Origin of the sequence: Pseudoalteromonas sp. P1-11, assembly GCF_001399995.1 — a bacterium.
Lineage (GTDB): Bacteria > Pseudomonadota > Gammaproteobacteria > Enterobacterales > Alteromonadaceae > Pseudoalteromonas > Pseudoalteromonas atlantica.
The window spans coordinates 658,359-674,955 of record NZ_LJSP01000002.1 but is presented as its reverse complement, the minus strand read 5'-3'; the positions used below and the strand labels follow the sequence as shown (position 1 = coordinate 674,955).

General features: G+C 41.8%; 16 protein-coding genes. 13 read left to right on the top strand and 3 right to left on the bottom strand.

Going from position 1 to position 16,597, the window contains the following annotated elements:
- From AN390_RS05725 to fliD, 3 genes are all read left to right on the top strand, one after another.
- Positions 1-393: flagellin (locus AN390_RS05725; protein WP_236695078.1), on the top strand; the 393-nt coding region annotated here is incomplete at its 5' end.
- Positions 394-559: 166 nt separating this feature from the next.
- A complete protein-coding gene (locus AN390_RS05720; protein ID WP_055253179.1) occupies positions 560-994 on the top strand; it encodes a flagellar protein FlaG in 435 nt (144 codons plus the stop codon).
- Between the two features lie 59 nt (positions 995-1,053).
- Positions 1,054-2,493, top strand: a complete 1,440-nt coding sequence (gene fliD, locus AN390_RS05715; protein ID WP_055253178.1) for a flagellar filament capping protein FliD — start codon at positions 1,054-1,056, stop codon at positions 2,491-2,493.
- Positions 2,494-2,587: 94 nt separating this feature from the next.
- On the opposite strand, the gene AN390_RS05710 is transcribed toward fliD, so the two are convergent.
- A complete protein-coding gene (locus AN390_RS05710) occupies positions 2,588-2,884 on the bottom strand; it encodes a hypothetical protein (protein ID WP_055253177.1) in 297 nt (98 codons plus the stop codon).
- A gap of 4 nt (positions 2,885-2,888) precedes the next feature.
- Positions 2,889-3,290 (bottom strand): flagellar export chaperone FliS, encoded by a 402-nt coding sequence (gene fliS / locus AN390_RS05705; RefSeq protein ID WP_055253176.1) that lies wholly within the window; start codon positions 3,288-3,290, stop codon positions 2,889-2,891.
- A gap of 356 nt (positions 3,291-3,646) precedes the next feature.
- Here fliS and AN390_RS05700 point away from each other — a divergent pair, with 356 nt between their 5' ends.
- Positions 3,647-5,083, top strand: a complete 1,437-nt coding sequence (locus tag AN390_RS05700; RefSeq protein WP_004588285.1) for a sigma-54 dependent transcriptional regulator — start codon at positions 3,647-3,649, stop codon at positions 5,081-5,083.
- A gap of 286 nt (positions 5,084-5,369) precedes the next feature.
- On the opposite strand, the gene AN390_RS05695 is transcribed toward AN390_RS05700, so the two are convergent.
- Positions 5,370-5,966: a DNA-3-methyladenine glycosylase I gene (locus AN390_RS05695; RefSeq protein ID WP_054982995.1), complete on the bottom strand. Its 597-nt coding sequence runs from the start codon at positions 5,964-5,966 to the stop codon at positions 5,370-5,372.
- A 132-nt stretch (positions 5,967-6,098) separates the two neighbouring features.
- On the opposite strand from AN390_RS05695, the gene AN390_RS05690 reads away from it, so the two are divergent.
- The 9 genes from AN390_RS05690 (at position 6,099) to AN390_RS05650 (ending at position 16,594) form a co-directional block, all read left to right on the top strand.
- Positions 6,099-7,211 (top strand): PAS domain-containing sensor histidine kinase, encoded by a 1,113-nt coding sequence (locus AN390_RS05690; RefSeq protein ID WP_024032324.1) that lies wholly within the window; start codon positions 6,099-6,101, stop codon positions 7,209-7,211.
- Entirely contained in the window at positions 7,208-8,632 is a 1,425-nt protein-coding gene (locus tag AN390_RS05685) for a sigma-54 dependent transcriptional regulator (protein WP_055253175.1), read from the top strand. The genes AN390_RS05690 and AN390_RS05685 overlap by 4 nt, the downstream gene beginning before the upstream one ends.
- Positions 8,633-8,804: 172 nt before the next feature.
- Positions 8,805-9,137, top strand: a complete 333-nt coding sequence (fliE, locus tag AN390_RS05680) for a flagellar hook-basal body complex protein FliE (RefSeq protein ID WP_004588289.1) — start codon at positions 8,805-8,807, stop codon at positions 9,135-9,137.
- Between the two features lie 20 nt (positions 9,138-9,157).
- Positions 9,158-10,873, top strand: coding sequence for a flagellar basal-body MS-ring/collar protein FliF (fliF, locus tag AN390_RS05675; RefSeq protein ID WP_004588290.1), 1,716 nt, complete (start codon positions 9,158-9,160; stop codon positions 10,871-10,873).
- Positions 10,866-11,906 (top strand): flagellar motor switch protein FliG, encoded by a 1,041-nt coding sequence (gene fliG / locus AN390_RS05670; RefSeq protein ID WP_004588291.1) that lies wholly within the window; start codon positions 10,866-10,868, stop codon positions 11,904-11,906. Before fliF ends, fliG begins: the two co-directional genes overlap by 8 nt.
- 3 nt (positions 11,907-11,909) lie before the next feature.
- Positions 11,910-12,719: a flagellar assembly protein FliH gene (fliH, locus tag AN390_RS05665; RefSeq protein ID WP_055253174.1), complete on the top strand. Its 810-nt coding sequence runs from the start codon at positions 11,910-11,912 to the stop codon at positions 12,717-12,719.
- A gap of 18 nt (positions 12,720-12,737) precedes the next feature.
- On the top strand, positions 12,738-14,072 hold the full coding sequence (gene fliI, locus AN390_RS05660) for a flagellar protein export ATPase FliI (RefSeq protein WP_054982998.1): 1,335 nt from the start codon (positions 12,738-12,740) through the stop codon (positions 14,070-14,072).
- The gene (gene fliJ, locus AN390_RS05655; RefSeq protein ID WP_004588294.1) at positions 14,072-14,518 is read left to right on the top strand and encodes a flagellar export protein FliJ; all 447 of its coding nucleotides are present in this window, start codon (positions 14,072-14,074) and stop codon (positions 14,516-14,518) included. Before fliI ends, fliJ begins: the two co-directional genes overlap by 1 nt.
- A gap of 90 nt (positions 14,519-14,608) precedes the next feature.
- Entirely contained in the window at positions 14,609-16,594 is a 1,986-nt protein-coding gene (locus AN390_RS05650) for a flagellar hook-length control protein FliK (protein ID WP_055253173.1), read from the top strand.
- Positions 16,595-16,597 lie beyond the last annotated feature (3 nt).

Genomic DNA, 16,597 nt, shown 5'->3' with positions numbered 1-16,597 from the left:
AAGTCTTTTACAGTTACTGGCAATGATGATGCATTAGTTGCTGCAGCTGATGTTGATAGCGCAGTTAATAGTGAGTCAATAGGTGTTGACCAAGTAGACATTAGAACCCAGACAGGCTCGCAAGACGCATTGGCTATTATTGATGCAGCAATTGCACAAATAGATAGCCAACGTGCGGATTTAGGTGCGATTCAAAACCGTTTTGACCATACTATTAGTAACCTTGCAAACATCTCTGAAAACGTTTCTGCATCACGTAGCCGTATTCAAGATACCGACTTTGCAACTGAAACAGCAGAAATGACGAAAAACCAAATTTTGCAACAAGCAGGTACGTCAATTTTATCGCAAGCGAATCAGTTACCACAAACAGCACTTAGCTTATTAGGTTAATAAGCTAAACGTTATAGCTTAATGAATAGCTAGCTAGTACATAAAGTCAGTATTAGTTTTAAAACAAGGAGGTGGCTTTAGCTACCTCCTTTTGTGGTTTAAGGGTATAAATTAAGCTATTGTTAGTTTAATAACTATAAAAGTTTGGCAATATTTAGGAGGCGTTATGAACACCATTACTTCAAACGCAGAAGTTACGATAGCATCAACATCTTTAACTGGTGAAGATAAACAAGTAGGGCAGTCTGGAGCGACATTGACTCAGCGCGCTGTTGATGACGTAAATAAAACGGATGAACAAGGCTCGCAAAACCAGTTAAACAATCACTATACGCAGCAAAGCTCTGAGGACAATAGTTCGCAAAACCAACAACTTGAGCGTGAGCAGCTTGAAAAAGTGGCGCAACAATTGCAGGAGTTTATGGGAGAGATGAGCCGTAGTCTGCAATTTCAAGTTGATGAAGACTCAGGCCGTGACGTTATTAAAATTCTCGATAAAACCAGTGGCGATGTAATTAAGCAATACCCTTCGGAAGAAGTATTAAGCTTAGTGTCAAAGCTTTCTGAATCTGCGGGTATTTTAATTGATCAAACTGTTTAGCGGCTATTGTTACTCGTGTATTTAGTTAGCTTATTTTAAGGTGTTTAAAGAGGTGAAGTATGTCTATTTCGTTTAATGGTTTGGGCTCTGGCTTAGCTGTATCAGACATTGTGGATGCATTAGTGAATGCTGAGCAGGCCCCTGCTGAGGCTCGTTTAAATACTACTGAAAGTAACTTAACTACAGATATATCAGCTGCAGGCGCATTAAAATCTGCTTTAGAGCAGGTGCAAACGGCTATGGAGGCATTAGGCGATAGTGATAACTACCAAAAGCGTAGTACGTCTGGTAATGATGACTTTATATCAATTAGTGCTGATGAAGACGCTCAGCCAGGTAGCTACAATGTAAAAGTAGATGCATTAGCCCAAGCGCATAAATTGTCATCTCCTGCATTTGCTGCCGATGAGGCAATTGGCGCCGGTGTAATTACAATAGGCTCTGGTGAAAACAGTTTTTCTACTGTTTTATCGGCAACTAACACCTTAGAAGATTTACGCGACCAAATAAATAACGGCCCCTTTACTGGCAGCGATAGTAATGACTCAGTTGTAGCTACTATAGTAACCAGCGATGCAGGCCAGCACTTAGTACTCACAAGTAAAGAAACCGGCGAAGACAATGCAATTACTATTACTGTACAAGATGACGATGGTAATAATACCGATACAGGTGGGCTTTCACGGTTAGCGTACGATGTATCTGACGCAGACCCGCTAAACCATACTACCAACTTAACTGAAGTAAACGCTGCGCAAAATGCCCAAATAACGATTGATGGCACATTAACGGTATCAAGTAATACAAATGAATTTAGTAATGTAATTGATGGCGTAGATATCACCGCAAAAAAATTGCATGATGCCGACGATGATGTGAGCGATATATCTGTCACTGAAAATAATAATAATATACAAGCAGGTTTAAATAGCTTTATTACAAGTTACAACGAACTGTTAGAGCTCAGTAATAATTTAGGTGCATCAAGTGAAAGCGGTGCTGGTGTAATGGCGGGTGATTCACTCCTTCGTGGTGTTATGTCAAAGCTACGTAGTGAAATAACTGAGTCGGTTGATTTAGGCGATGGTAATTCATTATCACTTTCACAATTAGGTGTTGAAACAGATCGCTACGGTGTTTTAACACTCAATACTGAAACACTAAACGAGCAAATAGAATCTGATGTAGATTTAGTACAGCAGTTTTTTGTAGGTGATGACGAAGACGAGGGCGGTTTTGCGCAGTCTTTTGATGAGCTAATGAGCTTTTATACAGACTCTGACGGTATTATCCAAAACCGTATAGACAGTAAAACTAACCAACTAGACGATTTAGATGATCAGCGCCTCAGCCTTGCGAGTAAAATGGAGTCGTTATCTGATAGGTTATACGCTCAGTACAACGCTATGGACTTATTGGTAGCGAGCCTCAACTCTACAAGTAGTTATGTGCAAGCACAGCTTGAAAATATGCCTGGTGTGGTGAGTAACAATTCATAACCAGTAAAATTTGTTAATGCCTATATAAAAAAACCGTTTTATAAACGGTTTTTTTATGCTCAATTAAGTTTAAATAGCGCCGTGCGATACTTAGTTAAACTGATTTGTAGGCAGAGATTGCTTTACCTGTTTTTTTTTGCTTAATTATGGCTTTAGATGATTCGTTTTTAACTGCATTTGCTTGTTTGCTAATGTTGTTGATGTTGGCTTGCACAACCATAAGTTGCTCGGCGGTAGGCGGGTTATCGCTTTCGCACCAGCGCTTAAGCTCACTATTTAAAGTATCCATAATAGGGGGAGCTTCATCAGCGTTATTGCTTTGCACTAATAATTCGATCCTGCTGAGTAATTGGTTGATGTACTCAGCTTTGCCTATTTGCTCTAAAGCCATTAGTTTATACCGCAGGAATACGCTGATCGACAGGGATACTATCCCAGCCTTCTTTTATTTCTTTAATAATGCCAGCTACCTCAGAAATAATCTCAATGTCATTATCTACATTTGCTTGCACAAGGCGCCTTTGGCAGTAGTCATAAAGTGCTAATAAATTATTTGAAATACTCGGGTCTTGTTCAACTTCTAGGTTCAGCGCATCTTGAAGTGCGCCTAATAGTAGAATACAGGCAGAGATGTTTTCGCCTTTTTTTTCTATTTCTTTGCGCTCAATAAAACCTTTAGTAGCGGCCAAACGGCCAATTATGTTACTAAAAATAAGGTTAATTTGCTCATAGGGCGCCATTTCAGCAATGTTGCTGGCACGCACTTGAGAATATTTTTTTAATGAAACATGAGCCATGGGGAAATCCTAAATAAATATGTGAAATCGTCTATACGAAACAAAAGCAATATTAATGCCAAGCATCTTGCGTTTATTTAGTTATCGGCATCGTTACTTTCAACTTAAGCTAATTATAGTTTATATTTTTGACCAAAGTAATTTTATGCACTAAGTAAAAGTAGTACAGAATATTAGCTTTAAGTATTAATTGATAAACCAGTACTTAAGTTTTAATTATTAAGTATTATTGTTTTATAACGATGTCTATTTTTTGGCGTTTATGTCAAAAAACCGCCGCTATTACTTGCATCCATTCAGATCTCGCTTACAATTTAGCTAATAAAATAAATTAGTGAAATTATGGCTCGCTAACTATGATCTTGATTTTAGATAATAATAATAACCGTGCAATAGGATTAAATGCATCGCTTACCTTTATTGGGGAAGCTGTGCAGCTACTTGACGAAAGTGATTTTGAGCAAGTATCTAGTAAGTATCAACAACAAGAATGCATTGTTATTTTAGGTGCATTACAAAGCTTAGATCATGAAAGCTTAATTAAGCGTTTTCCAACCCTACCTTTTTTACTGATTGGTGAAACACTCAAGCCCTTATTAAGTATTGCTAATGTAGTGGGCTTAATTTGTGAGCCGTTTAATCACGAAGTGACCACACAGTTATTACACGACTGCCAACAGTACCAACGTATGTTGCCTGGTAGCCACAAGCAGCATAAACCACACAAAACATTTGATGGTTTAGTTGGCGAAACCGATGCTGTTAAAAACGTACGCTTTTTAATTGAGCAGGTGGCTAAAACCGATGCAAACGTGCTTATTTTAGGTGAGTCGGGTACAGGTAAAGAGGTGGTTGCGCGTAACGTCCATTTATTATCTAAACGCAATACGGGGCCATTTGTACCAGTAAACTGTGGTGCCATACCTGGAGAGTTGCTAGAAAGCGAACTATTCGGTCACGAAAAAGGGGCATTTACCGGCGCTATTTCTGCACGTAAAGGGCGGTTTGAATTAGCGCAAGGCGGTACGCTATTTTTAGATGAAATTGGCGATATGCCGCTGCAAATGCAAGTTAAGCTATTGCGGGTATTACAAGAGCGCAGCTACGAGCGTGTAGGTGGCACCAAAGCTATTCAAGCAGATGTACGGGTGATTGCCGCTACTCATCGCAACCTTGAGGAAATGATTGAAAAGGGCAGCTTTAGGGAAGATTTATATTACCGTTTAAACGTGTTTCCTATTGAAAACCCGTCACTTAATGAACGTGCTGACGACATACCTTTATTACTTAAAGAGCTAATGCGCCGTGTTAATGAGCAAAGTGGTACGTCGGCTAAATTTACAGAGCGCGCGGTTGAGAGCCTCAAAGAACATGCTTGGCCTGGTAATATCCGAGAGCTTGCTAATTTAGTGGAGCGCATGGTGATTATGTTCCCTGAAAAAGTAGTGGATGTACCCGATTTACCCAATAAATATCGCTACATCGAGGTAGACGCATACGAGCCAGAATACCCTGAAGAGCTACTTGAAAAAGATGCCTTTAACGATATTTTTAGCTCAGGCTTTAGCGATTATGATAATGAACCAGAGCCTGAATTTAGCCAACCGGGATCTGGCGTATTACCCGAAGAGGGCATAGAGCTTAAAGATTATTTAGCAGAGCTTGAAATAAGCTTAATTACCCAAGCGTTAGAGCGTTTTGATTACGTTGTTGCGCGCGCCGCAGAAATATTAGGTGTAAGGCGTACAACGCTTGTTGAAAAAATGAAAAAGTACAATCTTTCACGAGATTAGCAGTATGCAAATGGTGAAAGACTTTTCGTTATTTATTATTCATTTTTGAGGAGTTAATTTACGGGCTTTGCCCGTCACGCAAGCAAGCTTCGCGTTTACAAGGTAAACGCAAACTTAAACTTTGGCGGTAGACGCGAAGCTTGCTCGCGTAAAAAGCGCAGCTTTTAATTGCTTAACCCCAAAAAAACGAGGTCAAATGAGAAACCACAATTAACTTACACGTTACTTCTCTAAAGCGAAGCGTCTCTTCACCTTTTTATGAACAGATCACTTTTATGGTGATAAATCACTTATCAACCATAGCCTTTATAATTTCTTTTTTTCTAAAACAATCATTACTATGATCGTTAACCATGCCACAGGCCTGCATATGTGCGTATACCGTTGTAGGGCCCAAAAATTTAAAACCTCGTTTTTTTAAATCCTTTGCAAACGCTTTTGACTCCTCGGTAATTGCAGGGGTGTCTTCAACACTATTTAAATCACTAATAATTGGTTTATTGCCTACAAATTGCCATTGGTAATTACTAAAGCTGCCAAATTCTTTTTGAATCTCAATAAACCGCTGAGCATTATTAACGGTGGCAGCAATTTTTAAGCGGTTACGCACAATGCTCTCATCTTGCATTAGCCGTTCTATATCATCGGCTGTAAAGTTAGCCACTTTTTGCACATTAAAATTAGCAAATGCTTTTTTATAGCCTGCGCGCTTTTTTAAAATGGTGTACCAACTTAAGCCCGCTTGCGCCGACTCGAGAGTAATAAATTCAAATAATTTCGTGTCGTCATAAAGGGGGACTCCCCATTCTTCATCATGGTATTTCACATAATCAGGCTTTGTGGCGTCGAGCCATGCACAACGGCATTTATTTTGCTCACTCATTATTATTCCTTTTAGTGTGCGTCATTTTTTTGTTACGCGATATTGTAAGGTAACTAAATGAAAAATATATAAAATAATATTGGTATAAATTGTGCATTCAGCCCTATATCTACATCATTAAGAGATTTGATTATGGCCCTTGCGAGTGTACTTAAACCACAGTTTATTACTGCAAAACAGTATAACCCATGTTTACTTCAAGAAGAGTACATTGGTGAATTAAGTGATTTAAGACAGCAAGCAAGTTGGCTGTCGCACTTAGTTGATACTATGCCTGCGGGTGTTGTTGTGCTTGATGGCAAAGGGCTTATTGCAAAAGCCAATCAAATCGCGATTGATATGTTAGGCGAGCCGCTCGAAGGAGAGAAGTGGTTTAACATTATTCAACGCTCTTTTCGTCCCCACCAAGATGATGGACATGAAGTGTCACTCAAAGATGGGCGACTTATAAAGCTTGATATTACTGCGCTAGCGCCAGAGCCTGGGCAATTAATATTAATGACAGATTTAACAGAAACGCGCCGTTTGCAAAAGCGCGTAGCCCATATGCAGCGCCTAAGCGCGTTAGGTAAAATGGTGGCATCGCTTGCGCATCAAGTGCGTACACCGCTCTCGGCGGCTATGTTATACGCGGCCAATTTGGGCTCTAAAAAGCTACCAGAGTCATCACGGGATAACTTTCAAACTAAGTTAATGTCGCGTTTAAAAGATTTAGAAACCCAAGTTAACGATATGCTGCTTTTTGCCAAAAGCGGCGAGCAACAAGTGGTTGAACAGGTTTCTATGCAGCAGCTTTTAAACGAGGTAAAACTAGGTGCCGATGCAATGGTGGCCTTAAATAACAGCTCGCTTGTTGTTGAGCTACCAGAGCCAGACATAGAAATTACCGGTAATAAAACCGCGCTGGCCAGTGCTATTCAAAACCTTATTCACAATAGTATTCAAATTATTGGCAGCCAAGCCCAGGTGACATTAAAAGCGCAGCGCGATAGCAGCGAACCCGATACCGTGCGTATTAGCGTATGCGATAACGGCCCTGGTGTAGAGTTGAGCCAAATAGAGAAAATTTTTGAACCGTTTTATACCACAAAAAGCCAAGGTACAGGGCTTGGGCTTGCTGTTGTAAGCTCTGTGGCTAATGCGCATCAAGGACGTGTTGAAGTGGTTAATAATGCCAATGGTGGTGCATGTTTTAGTTTATTGCTGCCCATATGCACGGCCTCAACGCAGGAGAAAACAGCATGAGTAATACAATACTAGTGGTTGAAGATGATGCAGGTTTAAGAGAAGCACTCATAGACACGTTAGAAATGTCGGGTATTGCCTGTGTTGCAGCCGATAGTGCTGAGCAAGCCATGATCCAATTAAAAAAATCTGAGTTTTCATTAGTGGTCAGCGACGTGCAAATGGGCGCGATGAGCGGCCTAGATTTACTTAGAAGCATTAAGCTTAACTACCCAGATCTCCCCGTATTAATGATGACTGCCTATGCAACGATTGATGATGCAGTAGAGGCAATGCGCTTAGGCGCAATTGATTATATGGCTAAACCATTTGCCCCTGAGGTGCTTTTAAATATGGTTAGTCGGTATTTACCCGAAAAGCCAAAAGACACTGAGGGCCCAATTGTTGCCGACCCAAGCAGTATTGCGCTTTTAGAACTGGCGAGCAAAGTGGCGCGCTCAGATGCAAGTGTTATGGTGCTAGGCCCTAGTGGCTCTGGTAAAGAAGTGTTAGCGCGATACATTCACGATAAATCAAACCGATGCGATGCGCCTTTTGTGGCAATAAACTGTGCGGCTATTCCCGAAAACATGCTTGAAGCTACTTTATTTGGCTACGAAAAAGGCGCGTTTACCGGTGCAATACAAGCATGCCCAGGTAAATTTGAACAAGCCCAAGGCGGCACCATATTACTTGATGAAATAACCGAAATGGACTTAGGGCTGCAAGCTAAGCTATTACGGGTATTGCAAGAGCGTGAAGTTGAGCGTTTAGGTGCCCGAAAAACAATTTCACTCGACGTAAGAGTACTCGCAACCAGTAACCGCGACCTAAAAGAAGCCGTTGCAGATAACCAATTTAGAGAAGACTTATATTATCGCTTAAATGTATTTCCCCTAATGTGGCGACCGCTCTGTGAGCGCCCAGGCGATATAATAGTATTGGCTAAGCATTTAATAGAGCGCCATTTAGTTAAAAGTAAAGAGCCGCTAGCAACGCTTGATAGTGCCGCTGAGCAAAAATTACTAAGCCATGCATGGCCTGGTAATGTACGCGAGCTTGATAACGTAATTCAACGTGCGCTTATTTTGCGAACGGGCAATGTAATTGGCGAACAGGCTATTTTTATTGAAAACTTAATGCAAGCGCCAATTAACAGTACGCCTAAACAGGAGATAGCGGCTGAACAAGCGAACACTCCCAGTGGCGCGTATTATGATGACAAAATAACGCCTGCAGAGGCGAGTAGCTCTCTGCCTAGTGTTGATACTGGCAGCTATAAAGATGAGCTAAAAGATAAAGAGCATAAAATAATATTAGAGACCCTAGCGCGCTGCCAAGGCAAACGTAAAGATGTTGCCCAAACACTTGGGATCAGCCCGCGTACTTTACGTTATAAACTAGCGCAAATGCGTGATTTAGGTATTTCGCTGCCCGCATAACTTTATTCCTTTCTTCTATATAACCCTAAACTAACCACGCTTAGTTTAGGGTTGTCAAATCTCTGACTCTCAAAAATAATGGTTAACCTTATGTAATTAAAGGTTTATTTTTATGGCACACTTTGTGCTTTATTCCCTTTATGAACGTTAACTGCATTTGCCAGAGAAAATTATGAAAATTCAAAACAGCGCGCTATTTCAAGAAATGCAATCAATGGCTTTAGAAGCAGGCCATACAAATCAAATCAATAAGCTACCTACTCAAGCTCAGCCAACATCGTCTGCTCAATTTGGTGACTTACTAAGTGATGCATTAAACACGGTTAATGGCTTACAACAAGATGCCAAACAAAAAGTAGTGGCTGTTGAAATGGGTGATAGAAGTGTATCGCTTGCTGAGGCAATGATTGCCTCACAAAAATCGTCAGTGGCATTTGAGGCTACAGTACAAGTAAGAAATAAACTTGTTGAGTCATACCAAGAAATTATGAACATGCCTGTTTAAGTAGGTAGTGGAGAATTATTGTGGCGCAATCTAATCAATCAACAGATCTTGCTCTTGCTGGCGGCGGTATTGACCAAAGCGAAGATAACGAGCAACAAGAACAAAAGTCGGGCTACTTAAGCGCCTTAAATGGTGTTGATGTGCTTCGCCAAGTCACCCTTATTATTGCGCTGGCTATTTGTTTAGCTATTGCCATATTCGTGATTATTTGGGCACGTCAGCCAGACATGCGTCCACTTGGTAAAATGCCAACAGAAGAGCTGATCCAAACCCTTGATTTTTTAGATGCACAAAAAATTGACTACGAGCTAGACGGCAACGTAATTTCGGTTGATGAAAGCGAGTATCAAAACATTAAATTGCTGATGGCCCGTGAAGGCCTAGAGCAAGGTCCTACCTCAGGCACCGACATCATAATGCAAGATATGGGCTTTGGTGTTAGCCAACGATTAGAGCGTGAACGTTTAAAACATGGCCGCGAGCAACAACTTGCCCGCACCATAGAAGAATTAAACAACGTAACACGCGCTAAAGTTTTATTAGCCATTCCAAAAGAAAACGTATTTGCACGCAGAGAGAAAAAGCCATCAGCCACAGTGGTATTGACTCTTAAGCGCGGCAGAATGCTTGATGGCGAAGAGATTGACTCAGTGGTTGATATGATTGCCTCTGCAGTACAAGGGCTTGAGCCTTCACGTGTTACGGTAACAGATCAAAATGGTCGCTTACTTAATTCAGGTTCACAAGACTCATTAGCAGCACGCTCTCGTAAAGAGTACGACATTGAAAGAAAGCGTGAGCAAGAGTATTTAGAGAAAATAGACAGTATTCTTATTCCTGTAGTCGGCTTGGGTAACTACACGGCGCAAGTTGATTTAAACATGGACTTTAGCTCAGTAGAAGAAACACAAAAGCGCTACAACCCAGACCTACCAGCAGTAAGAAGCGAAACCACATTTGAAGAGAACAACATTGGTGGCTTAGCGGTAGGTATTCCTGGGGCACTTACTAATCAGCCACCTATGAATTCAACTATTCCAGAAGTGGCAGGTCAAGGCAATGCTGGTACAGCAACGAACCCAAGCCGAGTGCATAAAGAGGCTACACGTAACTTTGAGCTAGACACCACCATTTCACATAAGCGCCAACAAACAGGGGTTATTCGCAGAATTAGCGTCTCGGTTGCCGTTGATTATGTGCCAAAAGTAGGTGAAAACGGCGAAACAACCATGGCGCCGCGCTCGGTAGAGGCTTTGTCAAATATACGTCGCCTATTACAAGGTGGGGTAGGTTTTGATATGCAACGCGGCGATGCATTAGAGGTGGTAACTGTGCCATTTGTACGCGAAGCGGTTGATTTAGATTTAGAAGTACCGCTGTGGGAGCAGGACTGGTTTATGAAAATCGTCCGCTTAGTACTGGGTGCGCTGGTTATTATTGTGCTTATTATGGCAGTTGTTAAGCCTATGCTTAAACGCTTAATATACCCAGATGATACGCTCGAAGAGTACGATGAAGATGCATTAAGCTCTGGGGTGGATATTGGCGATAGCACGCTAGATATGCTAAATAAAGACTTTGATTCTGCTTCTGTAGGCTTCTCAAGCGATGGTACACTACAGCTGCCAGATTTACATGGCGACGAAGATTTGCTTAAAGCGGTAAGAGCACTTGTAGCGAACGAACCTGAACTCTCATCACAAGTAGTGAAAGCGTGGTTAACAGAAGATGACTGATCAAGAACAAAAACAACTCCCGCCAGCGTTTGATGTTGACAAGTTAGATGGCGTAGATAAAGCCGCAATTCTTTTATTGAGCTTATCTGAAGAAGACGCAGCGCAAATACTTAAACACTTAGAGCCTAAGCAAGTGCAAAAAGTGGGTATGGCAATGGCTGCGCTAGATGACTTGTCACAATCTAAAATAAGCGCAGTTCACAATTTATTTATAGAACAAATACAAAGCTTTAGTACAATTGGCTTCCAGTCAGAAGACTTTATTAAAAAGGCGCTTACCGCCGCATTAGGTGAAGATAAAGCAGCTAGTTTGATAGACCAAATTGTAATGGGCTCGGGCGCAAAAGGCTTAGATTCACTTAAATGGATGGACTCAAAGCAAGTTGCCAATATTATTCGTAATGAGCACCCGCAAATTCAAACTATTGTTTTATCGTATTTAGAGCCTGAGCAATCTGCAGAAATCCTAGCGCAATTTCCTGAAAAAGTGCGCCTAGATTTAACTATGCGTATTGCGAACCTTGAAGAAGTGCAACCTGCAGCATTGCAAGAACTTAACGAAATTATGGAAAAACAATTTGCCGGCCAAGCAGGCGCACAAGCCGCTAAAATGGGTGGCTTAAAAGCCGCGGCAGATATAATGAACTACCTAGATACAAATGTAGAAGGGCAGTTGATGGACTCTATTCGTGAACACGATGAAGAAATGTCTCAGCAAATTCAAGATCTTATGTTTGTGTTTGAAAACCTTATGGATGTGGATGACCGCGGTATTCAAGCCATATTGCGTGAAGTACAGCAAGACGTACTAATGAAAGCAATTAAAGGGACTGACGAAGCGCTTAAAGATAAAATTTTGGGTAATATGTCTAAACGTGCAGCCGAAATGCTTGCCGATGACTTAGAAGCAATGGCACCGGTTAGAATAAGTGAAGTAGAAGCTGCCCAAAAAGAAGTGCTTTCAACAGCAAGGCGTCTATCTGACTCGGGTGAGATTCAGTTAGGCGGCGGCGGTGGCGAGGAGTTCCTGTAAGCTATGTCTAAATTAAAAGGTCGCCCTTTACATGCAGATGAAGCTGATGAGCTTTTAAAAAACTGGCCAATACCTGATGTTGCTCCTGATGAGCGCAGTTTTGGCAATCGTTCAACGGCTTTTGGCACACCACTTTCTGATTTGTATAAAAAAGAAGTTGAAGAAGAAGCTGTAGAAGACACTCAGCCGCAAGAGCTTGAACTGCCTTCGTTAACTATGGCTGAGCTTGAGCGCATTAGGCAAGATGCTTATGAGGAAGGCTTAAAGCAAGGGCACGAACAAGGCTACATAGATGGCTTTGAAAAAGGGGTTGGTGAGGGCAAAGAAGCAGGCTATAAAGAAGGCGTAGAGCTTGGTAAAACACAAGGCCAAGAAGACGTAAAGCCGTTAATAGAAGAGCAGTTAACCAGCTTGCGTAGCATAATCGACAACCTCAGCGCTCCGCTTGATAAAGTGGACGAACTGGCAGAAAAGCACTTAGTGCAATTAGTGGTTATGCTGGCAGAAGCTATAACCTATCAAGAAATTAAAACATCGCCCGATGTTATTTTACATACGCTTAAAAAAAGCATAGATGCATTAAATACTGAGCAAGAAAAAGTTCGTGTGCATTTAAACCCAGATGACCTAGAACTGGTAAAGCAAAGCTATGGTGAGCAAACTATTGCAGATAATAATTGGCAGCTAATTGCAGAACCCACACTCGAGCGCGGCGGTTGCGAAGTTAAAACGCCACAATCGTCTTTAGATATGACTCTAAAAACCCGTGTCAAAGAAACGTTGGATAGCTTTTTGCATAATAGCGGTATCTAATCTTTTTTGTGGCGTGTTATGGCAGCTCAACGTGCACCTCTAAGCGAACGCTTAAATCAATACCAACAACATATTGCAGCGTTTAAACCTGCTGTAGCGGGTATTTTAACCAGAGTAGTCGGTTTAACCCTTGAGGCGAAAGGGCTACGTGCGCCTGTAGGCAGCCAATGCAAAATAGAAACTATGTCAGGGTTTGTAGATGCTGAGGTGGTGGGCTTTAGTGAGCAAACCCTTTACTTAATGCCTAATGACCACATTTCCGGTGTGTTACCCGGTGCGCGTGTTATTCCACAAGTAAATGATACCGGCTTGCCCGTTGGTATGAGCCTACTGGGTCGCGTTGTGGATGGCTTAGGCCGCCCGCTTGACGGCCTGGGAAAAATTAACGCCGAACACTATTTAAAGTTTGCACAAAACCCCATAAACCCCCTCGCTAGAAGACCAATCAGCCAACCTATGGATGTAGGTGTACGGGCTATAAACTCAGTTATTACTGTAGGGCAAGGCCAGCGTATGGGTTTGTTTGCAGGCTCTGGTGTTGGTAAATCGGTCCTCTTAGGTATGATGACCCGCGGCAGTGAGGCCGATGTTATTGTGGTTGGCCTAGTGGGTGAGCGTGGCCGTGAGGTAAAAGAATTTATTGAAGAGATACTCGGTGTAGAAGGGCGCAAACGCTCTGTTGTGGTAGCTGCTCCTGCTGATGCATCGCCCCTTATGCGCTTAAAAGGCTGTGAAAGCGCGGTGACCATTGCTGAGTACTTTCGTGATCAAGGTTTAAACGTATTGTTATTGCTTGATTCAGTAACCCGTTACGCCATGGCGCAACGCGAAATAGCGCTAGCGGTTGGCGAACCTCCTGCTACAAAAGGGTATCCGCCTTCTGTATTTGCTAAATTACCGGCGCTGGTGGAGCGAGCGGGTAATGGCGGCGAAGGGCAAGGGTCTATCACTGCGTTTTTTACAGTGCTTAGTGAGGGCGATGATATGCAAGACCCAATAGCCGATGCTGCACGTGCTATTTTAGATGGGCATATTGTACTTTCGCGTGACTTAGCCGATAGCGGTCATTACCCCGCGATAGATATCGAAAAATCAATTTCTCGTGTTATGCCGCAAGTGGTGTCTGAGCCTCATATGCAGCAGGCCCGCGTATTAAAACAAGTGTATTCAATGTATCAGCAAAATAAAGATATGATCACCTTAGGTGCGTATCAAAAAGGGGCTGACCAAATGCTTGATCAAGCTATAAATATGATGCCGCGCGTAAATGCGTTTTTACAGCAAGGTATGCGCGATGTAATAAGTTACGACGATGGTTTACACGGCCTAGCTCAATTACTAGGACAAGCATAATGGCAAAAAATAAGCTCGATTTGCTGCTTAAGCTCGAAAACGACAAAGAAGAAAATCTGCGCATGAGCTACTTACAAGCCAATCAAAATTTACAAGCTAACCAACAAAAGCTGCAAGGGTTAAATAACTTTAGATTAGAATACTCTCAGCAATTACATGTGAAAGGAAAGTCCGGTTTATCAAGCGCGGGCTTTGGCCAGTACCATGCCTTTATAGCAAAAATTGAAGAAGCGATTCGCCAGCAAGCCAGTACGGTCAATACCGCTAAGCAAGTTGTAACACAGCGTAAAGCTTTGTGGTTAAAGCAACAGGTAAAAGCAAAAGCCGTAGCAAAATTAATTGAAAAACAAAACCTAAAAGCAGCGGCGTTAATGGCAAAGAGTGAGCAAAAAATGCTGGACGAGTTTTCTGCTAATCAATTTTTTCAGCGCCGTAAAAGTTTATAACTTTGGCGCGTTTATTGCTTTGGTTGGTAGGTGGTAATTAATTTTGGCAAAGTGCGGTGGCAACTTGCCGCAGTGCTGTGTAGGTGAATTATGGCAATAAACGATATTTCAATGTTGGCAACAGCTGAAAAAGACTCTTTTTTAGCGTTTAAAGACAATAACTTACCTGCAGGTAACGAATCTGGTGATGCTTTTTTAAGCCAGCTACAAGATGCAGACAAACCCTTTGTATTGCCTGCTAATTCTGAGGCTCCTAGCCAAACAGGCTCTTTGTTGCCAACAGATGATAAGCAGCTAGCCAATAGCAAAAAACCGACAGCTTCATCAAGTGATGACACGCAAGATACGTTATTATCTGGCGATAGCGTTTTAGCACAAATAAACTCCTCGCAAGTGATTGACGTAAGTGTAAAAAAACACGGCAGTAGCGATAATGATTTTAGCGATTTAAGTGCTAAAAAGAGTGATAAAAGTGTCAACTTTTTAGCTTCGCAATCAGGTAAAACTGATGAAGCAGATGCCATAACGACTAAAGCCGATGATACTCTTTTAGCTGATGTTAATAGCAATGGCAAAAATAGCGCGTTTACAAACGCCGAGCTTGAAACTAAAGTAGTTAAGCAAAGCACTGGAGAAAATTTAGCCCCGTCTTTAAAAAATGAGAGCCTAGCAAGTAGTGCAGCTAAAAATCCAATAGCAGAAGCGGTGCAAACACAAATTAATAAAACTAATAGCAGTGCAGCCTCTGTAAATAATGAAGGTAAAGGTGCTGAGAATACAAAAGCGCCAGGCACTGTATTAAATGCTGAAAGTGCGCTGCCTATAAGCGATGCAGACATAGAGCAATTAGCCAAAGACCTGACTCGTTCATCTACGCAATCAGAGCTATCAACTACATCTAAAGTACTCAATTCATTAAGCGAAGCGCAACGTGCACAATTAAACGAGCACGTTAAAAGCTCATTTACTGAAACCACGCCAAGTGAAAGTGATGATCGTGCAAGCTCCGTTAAACAATTACTGACAGAGTTTGTCGTACAAAACGAAAAAGAGACAAGCACGCGCGGTGAGCTAGTTCAATCTCAGTTAAAAAACTTAAATAGCGATGAAAAGCAGGCGCTACTTAGCCAATTAAAAAGCTATGTGAGTAACGAGCAACCAACAGGTGATACGCTCAAAAAAGTAAATGAAACAATAAGCAACTTACAAACTATGCTTGATACGCAGCTTAGTGAGAGCAAAGCGCAAAGTGTGTCGAGCTCTGCTAATGCGGCTTTAAATGCGCAGCAAGCCAGTAATGCTGCAATGAATGCGAATACACCGCAAAATAAAGCCATAATTAATGCTGAAGCACCCTCTAGCATTGAGCAAGACGGTGTAAATCCAGAAGAGTTAAACGCCCTAGAGGCTGAGCAGGAAAGCTTACTTAAAGAGCCTAAAACAAATACTGGTTTATCGCGTGTAGCTCAGGTGTTTACGTTGATAACCGATGGCGTTAATAACACGCAGGCACAAATAAATACTCAGTACGACAACGCTCGTTATGAGCAGTCTATTTTAGAGAGCCAAGCTATACAGTCGCAACAATTACAAAGCAGCACCGCGCAGGTTAAGCAGGTAAATATAGATGCAAGTATGATGCAGGCTATTAATATTGTTAAAAGTGATGCAGCTAAAATGCTTCAAGAGCGTGTATCTTCAATGCTAAGCATTAGCAATAAAGAAGCTGAAATTCGCTTAGATCCGCCAGAAATGGGCAGTATGCAAATTCGTATCAGAAGTGATGCTGAACAAGCACAAATAAATTTTGTGGTGCAAAACCAGCAAGCTAAAGAAGCACTTGAACAATCAATGCCGCGCTTACGTGAAATGTTAGCCGAGCAGGGAATTGATTTAGGTGAAAGTACGATTTCTTACGGGCAATCTGGTAATGAGCAAAGTGATGAAGGCGAGGGGCAATCACAAGGTCAAACGGCTAATAAAAATACACAGCAGGATAAAAATGATGAGCAAGATGGAGCTAACCCACAAAGTTCTCGACAACAAACTTCATCATCAATAGATTACTATGCCTAAGTA

Bases quoted from the DNA above. Each gene is read 5' to 3' on its own strand.
- AN390_RS05720 (WP_055253179.1), top strand. From the start codon at position 560: ATGAACACCATTACTTCAAACGCAGAAGTTACGATAGCATCAACATCT.
- fliD (WP_055253178.1), top strand. From the start codon at position 1,054: ATGTCTATTTCGTTTAATGGTTTGGGCTCTGGCTTAGCTGTATCAGAC.
- AN390_RS05710 (WP_055253177.1), bottom strand. From the start codon at position 2,884: ATGGCTTTAGAGCAAATAGGCAAAGCTGAGTACATCAACCAATTACTC.
- fliS (WP_055253176.1), bottom strand. From the start codon at position 3,290: ATGGCTCATGTTTCATTAAAAAAATATTCTCAAGTGCGTGCCAGCAAC.
- AN390_RS05700 (WP_004588285.1), top strand. From the start codon at position 3,647: ATGATCTTGATTTTAGATAATAATAATAACCGTGCAATAGGATTAAAT.
- AN390_RS05695 (WP_054982995.1), bottom strand. From the start codon at position 5,966: ATGAGTGAGCAAAATAAATGCCGTTGTGCATGGCTCGACGCCACAAAG.
- AN390_RS05690 (WP_024032324.1), top strand. From the start codon at position 6,099: ATGGCCCTTGCGAGTGTACTTAAACCACAGTTTATTACTGCAAAACAG.
- AN390_RS05685 (WP_055253175.1), top strand. From the start codon at position 7,208: ATGAGTAATACAATACTAGTGGTTGAAGATGATGCAGGTTTAAGAGAA.
- fliE (WP_004588289.1), top strand. From the start codon at position 8,805: ATGAAAATTCAAAACAGCGCGCTATTTCAAGAAATGCAATCAATGGCT.
- fliG (WP_004588291.1), top strand. From the start codon at position 10,866: ATGACTGATCAAGAACAAAAACAACTCCCGCCAGCGTTTGATGTTGAC.
- fliH (WP_055253174.1), top strand. From the start codon at position 11,910: ATGTCTAAATTAAAAGGTCGCCCTTTACATGCAGATGAAGCTGATGAG.
- fliI (WP_054982998.1), top strand. From the start codon at position 12,738: ATGGCAGCTCAACGTGCACCTCTAAGCGAACGCTTAAATCAATACCAA.
- fliJ (WP_004588294.1), top strand. From the start codon at position 14,072: ATGGCAAAAAATAAGCTCGATTTGCTGCTTAAGCTCGAAAACGACAAA.
- AN390_RS05650 (WP_055253173.1), top strand. From the start codon at position 14,609: ATGGCAATAAACGATATTTCAATGTTGGCAACAGCTGAAAAAGACTCT.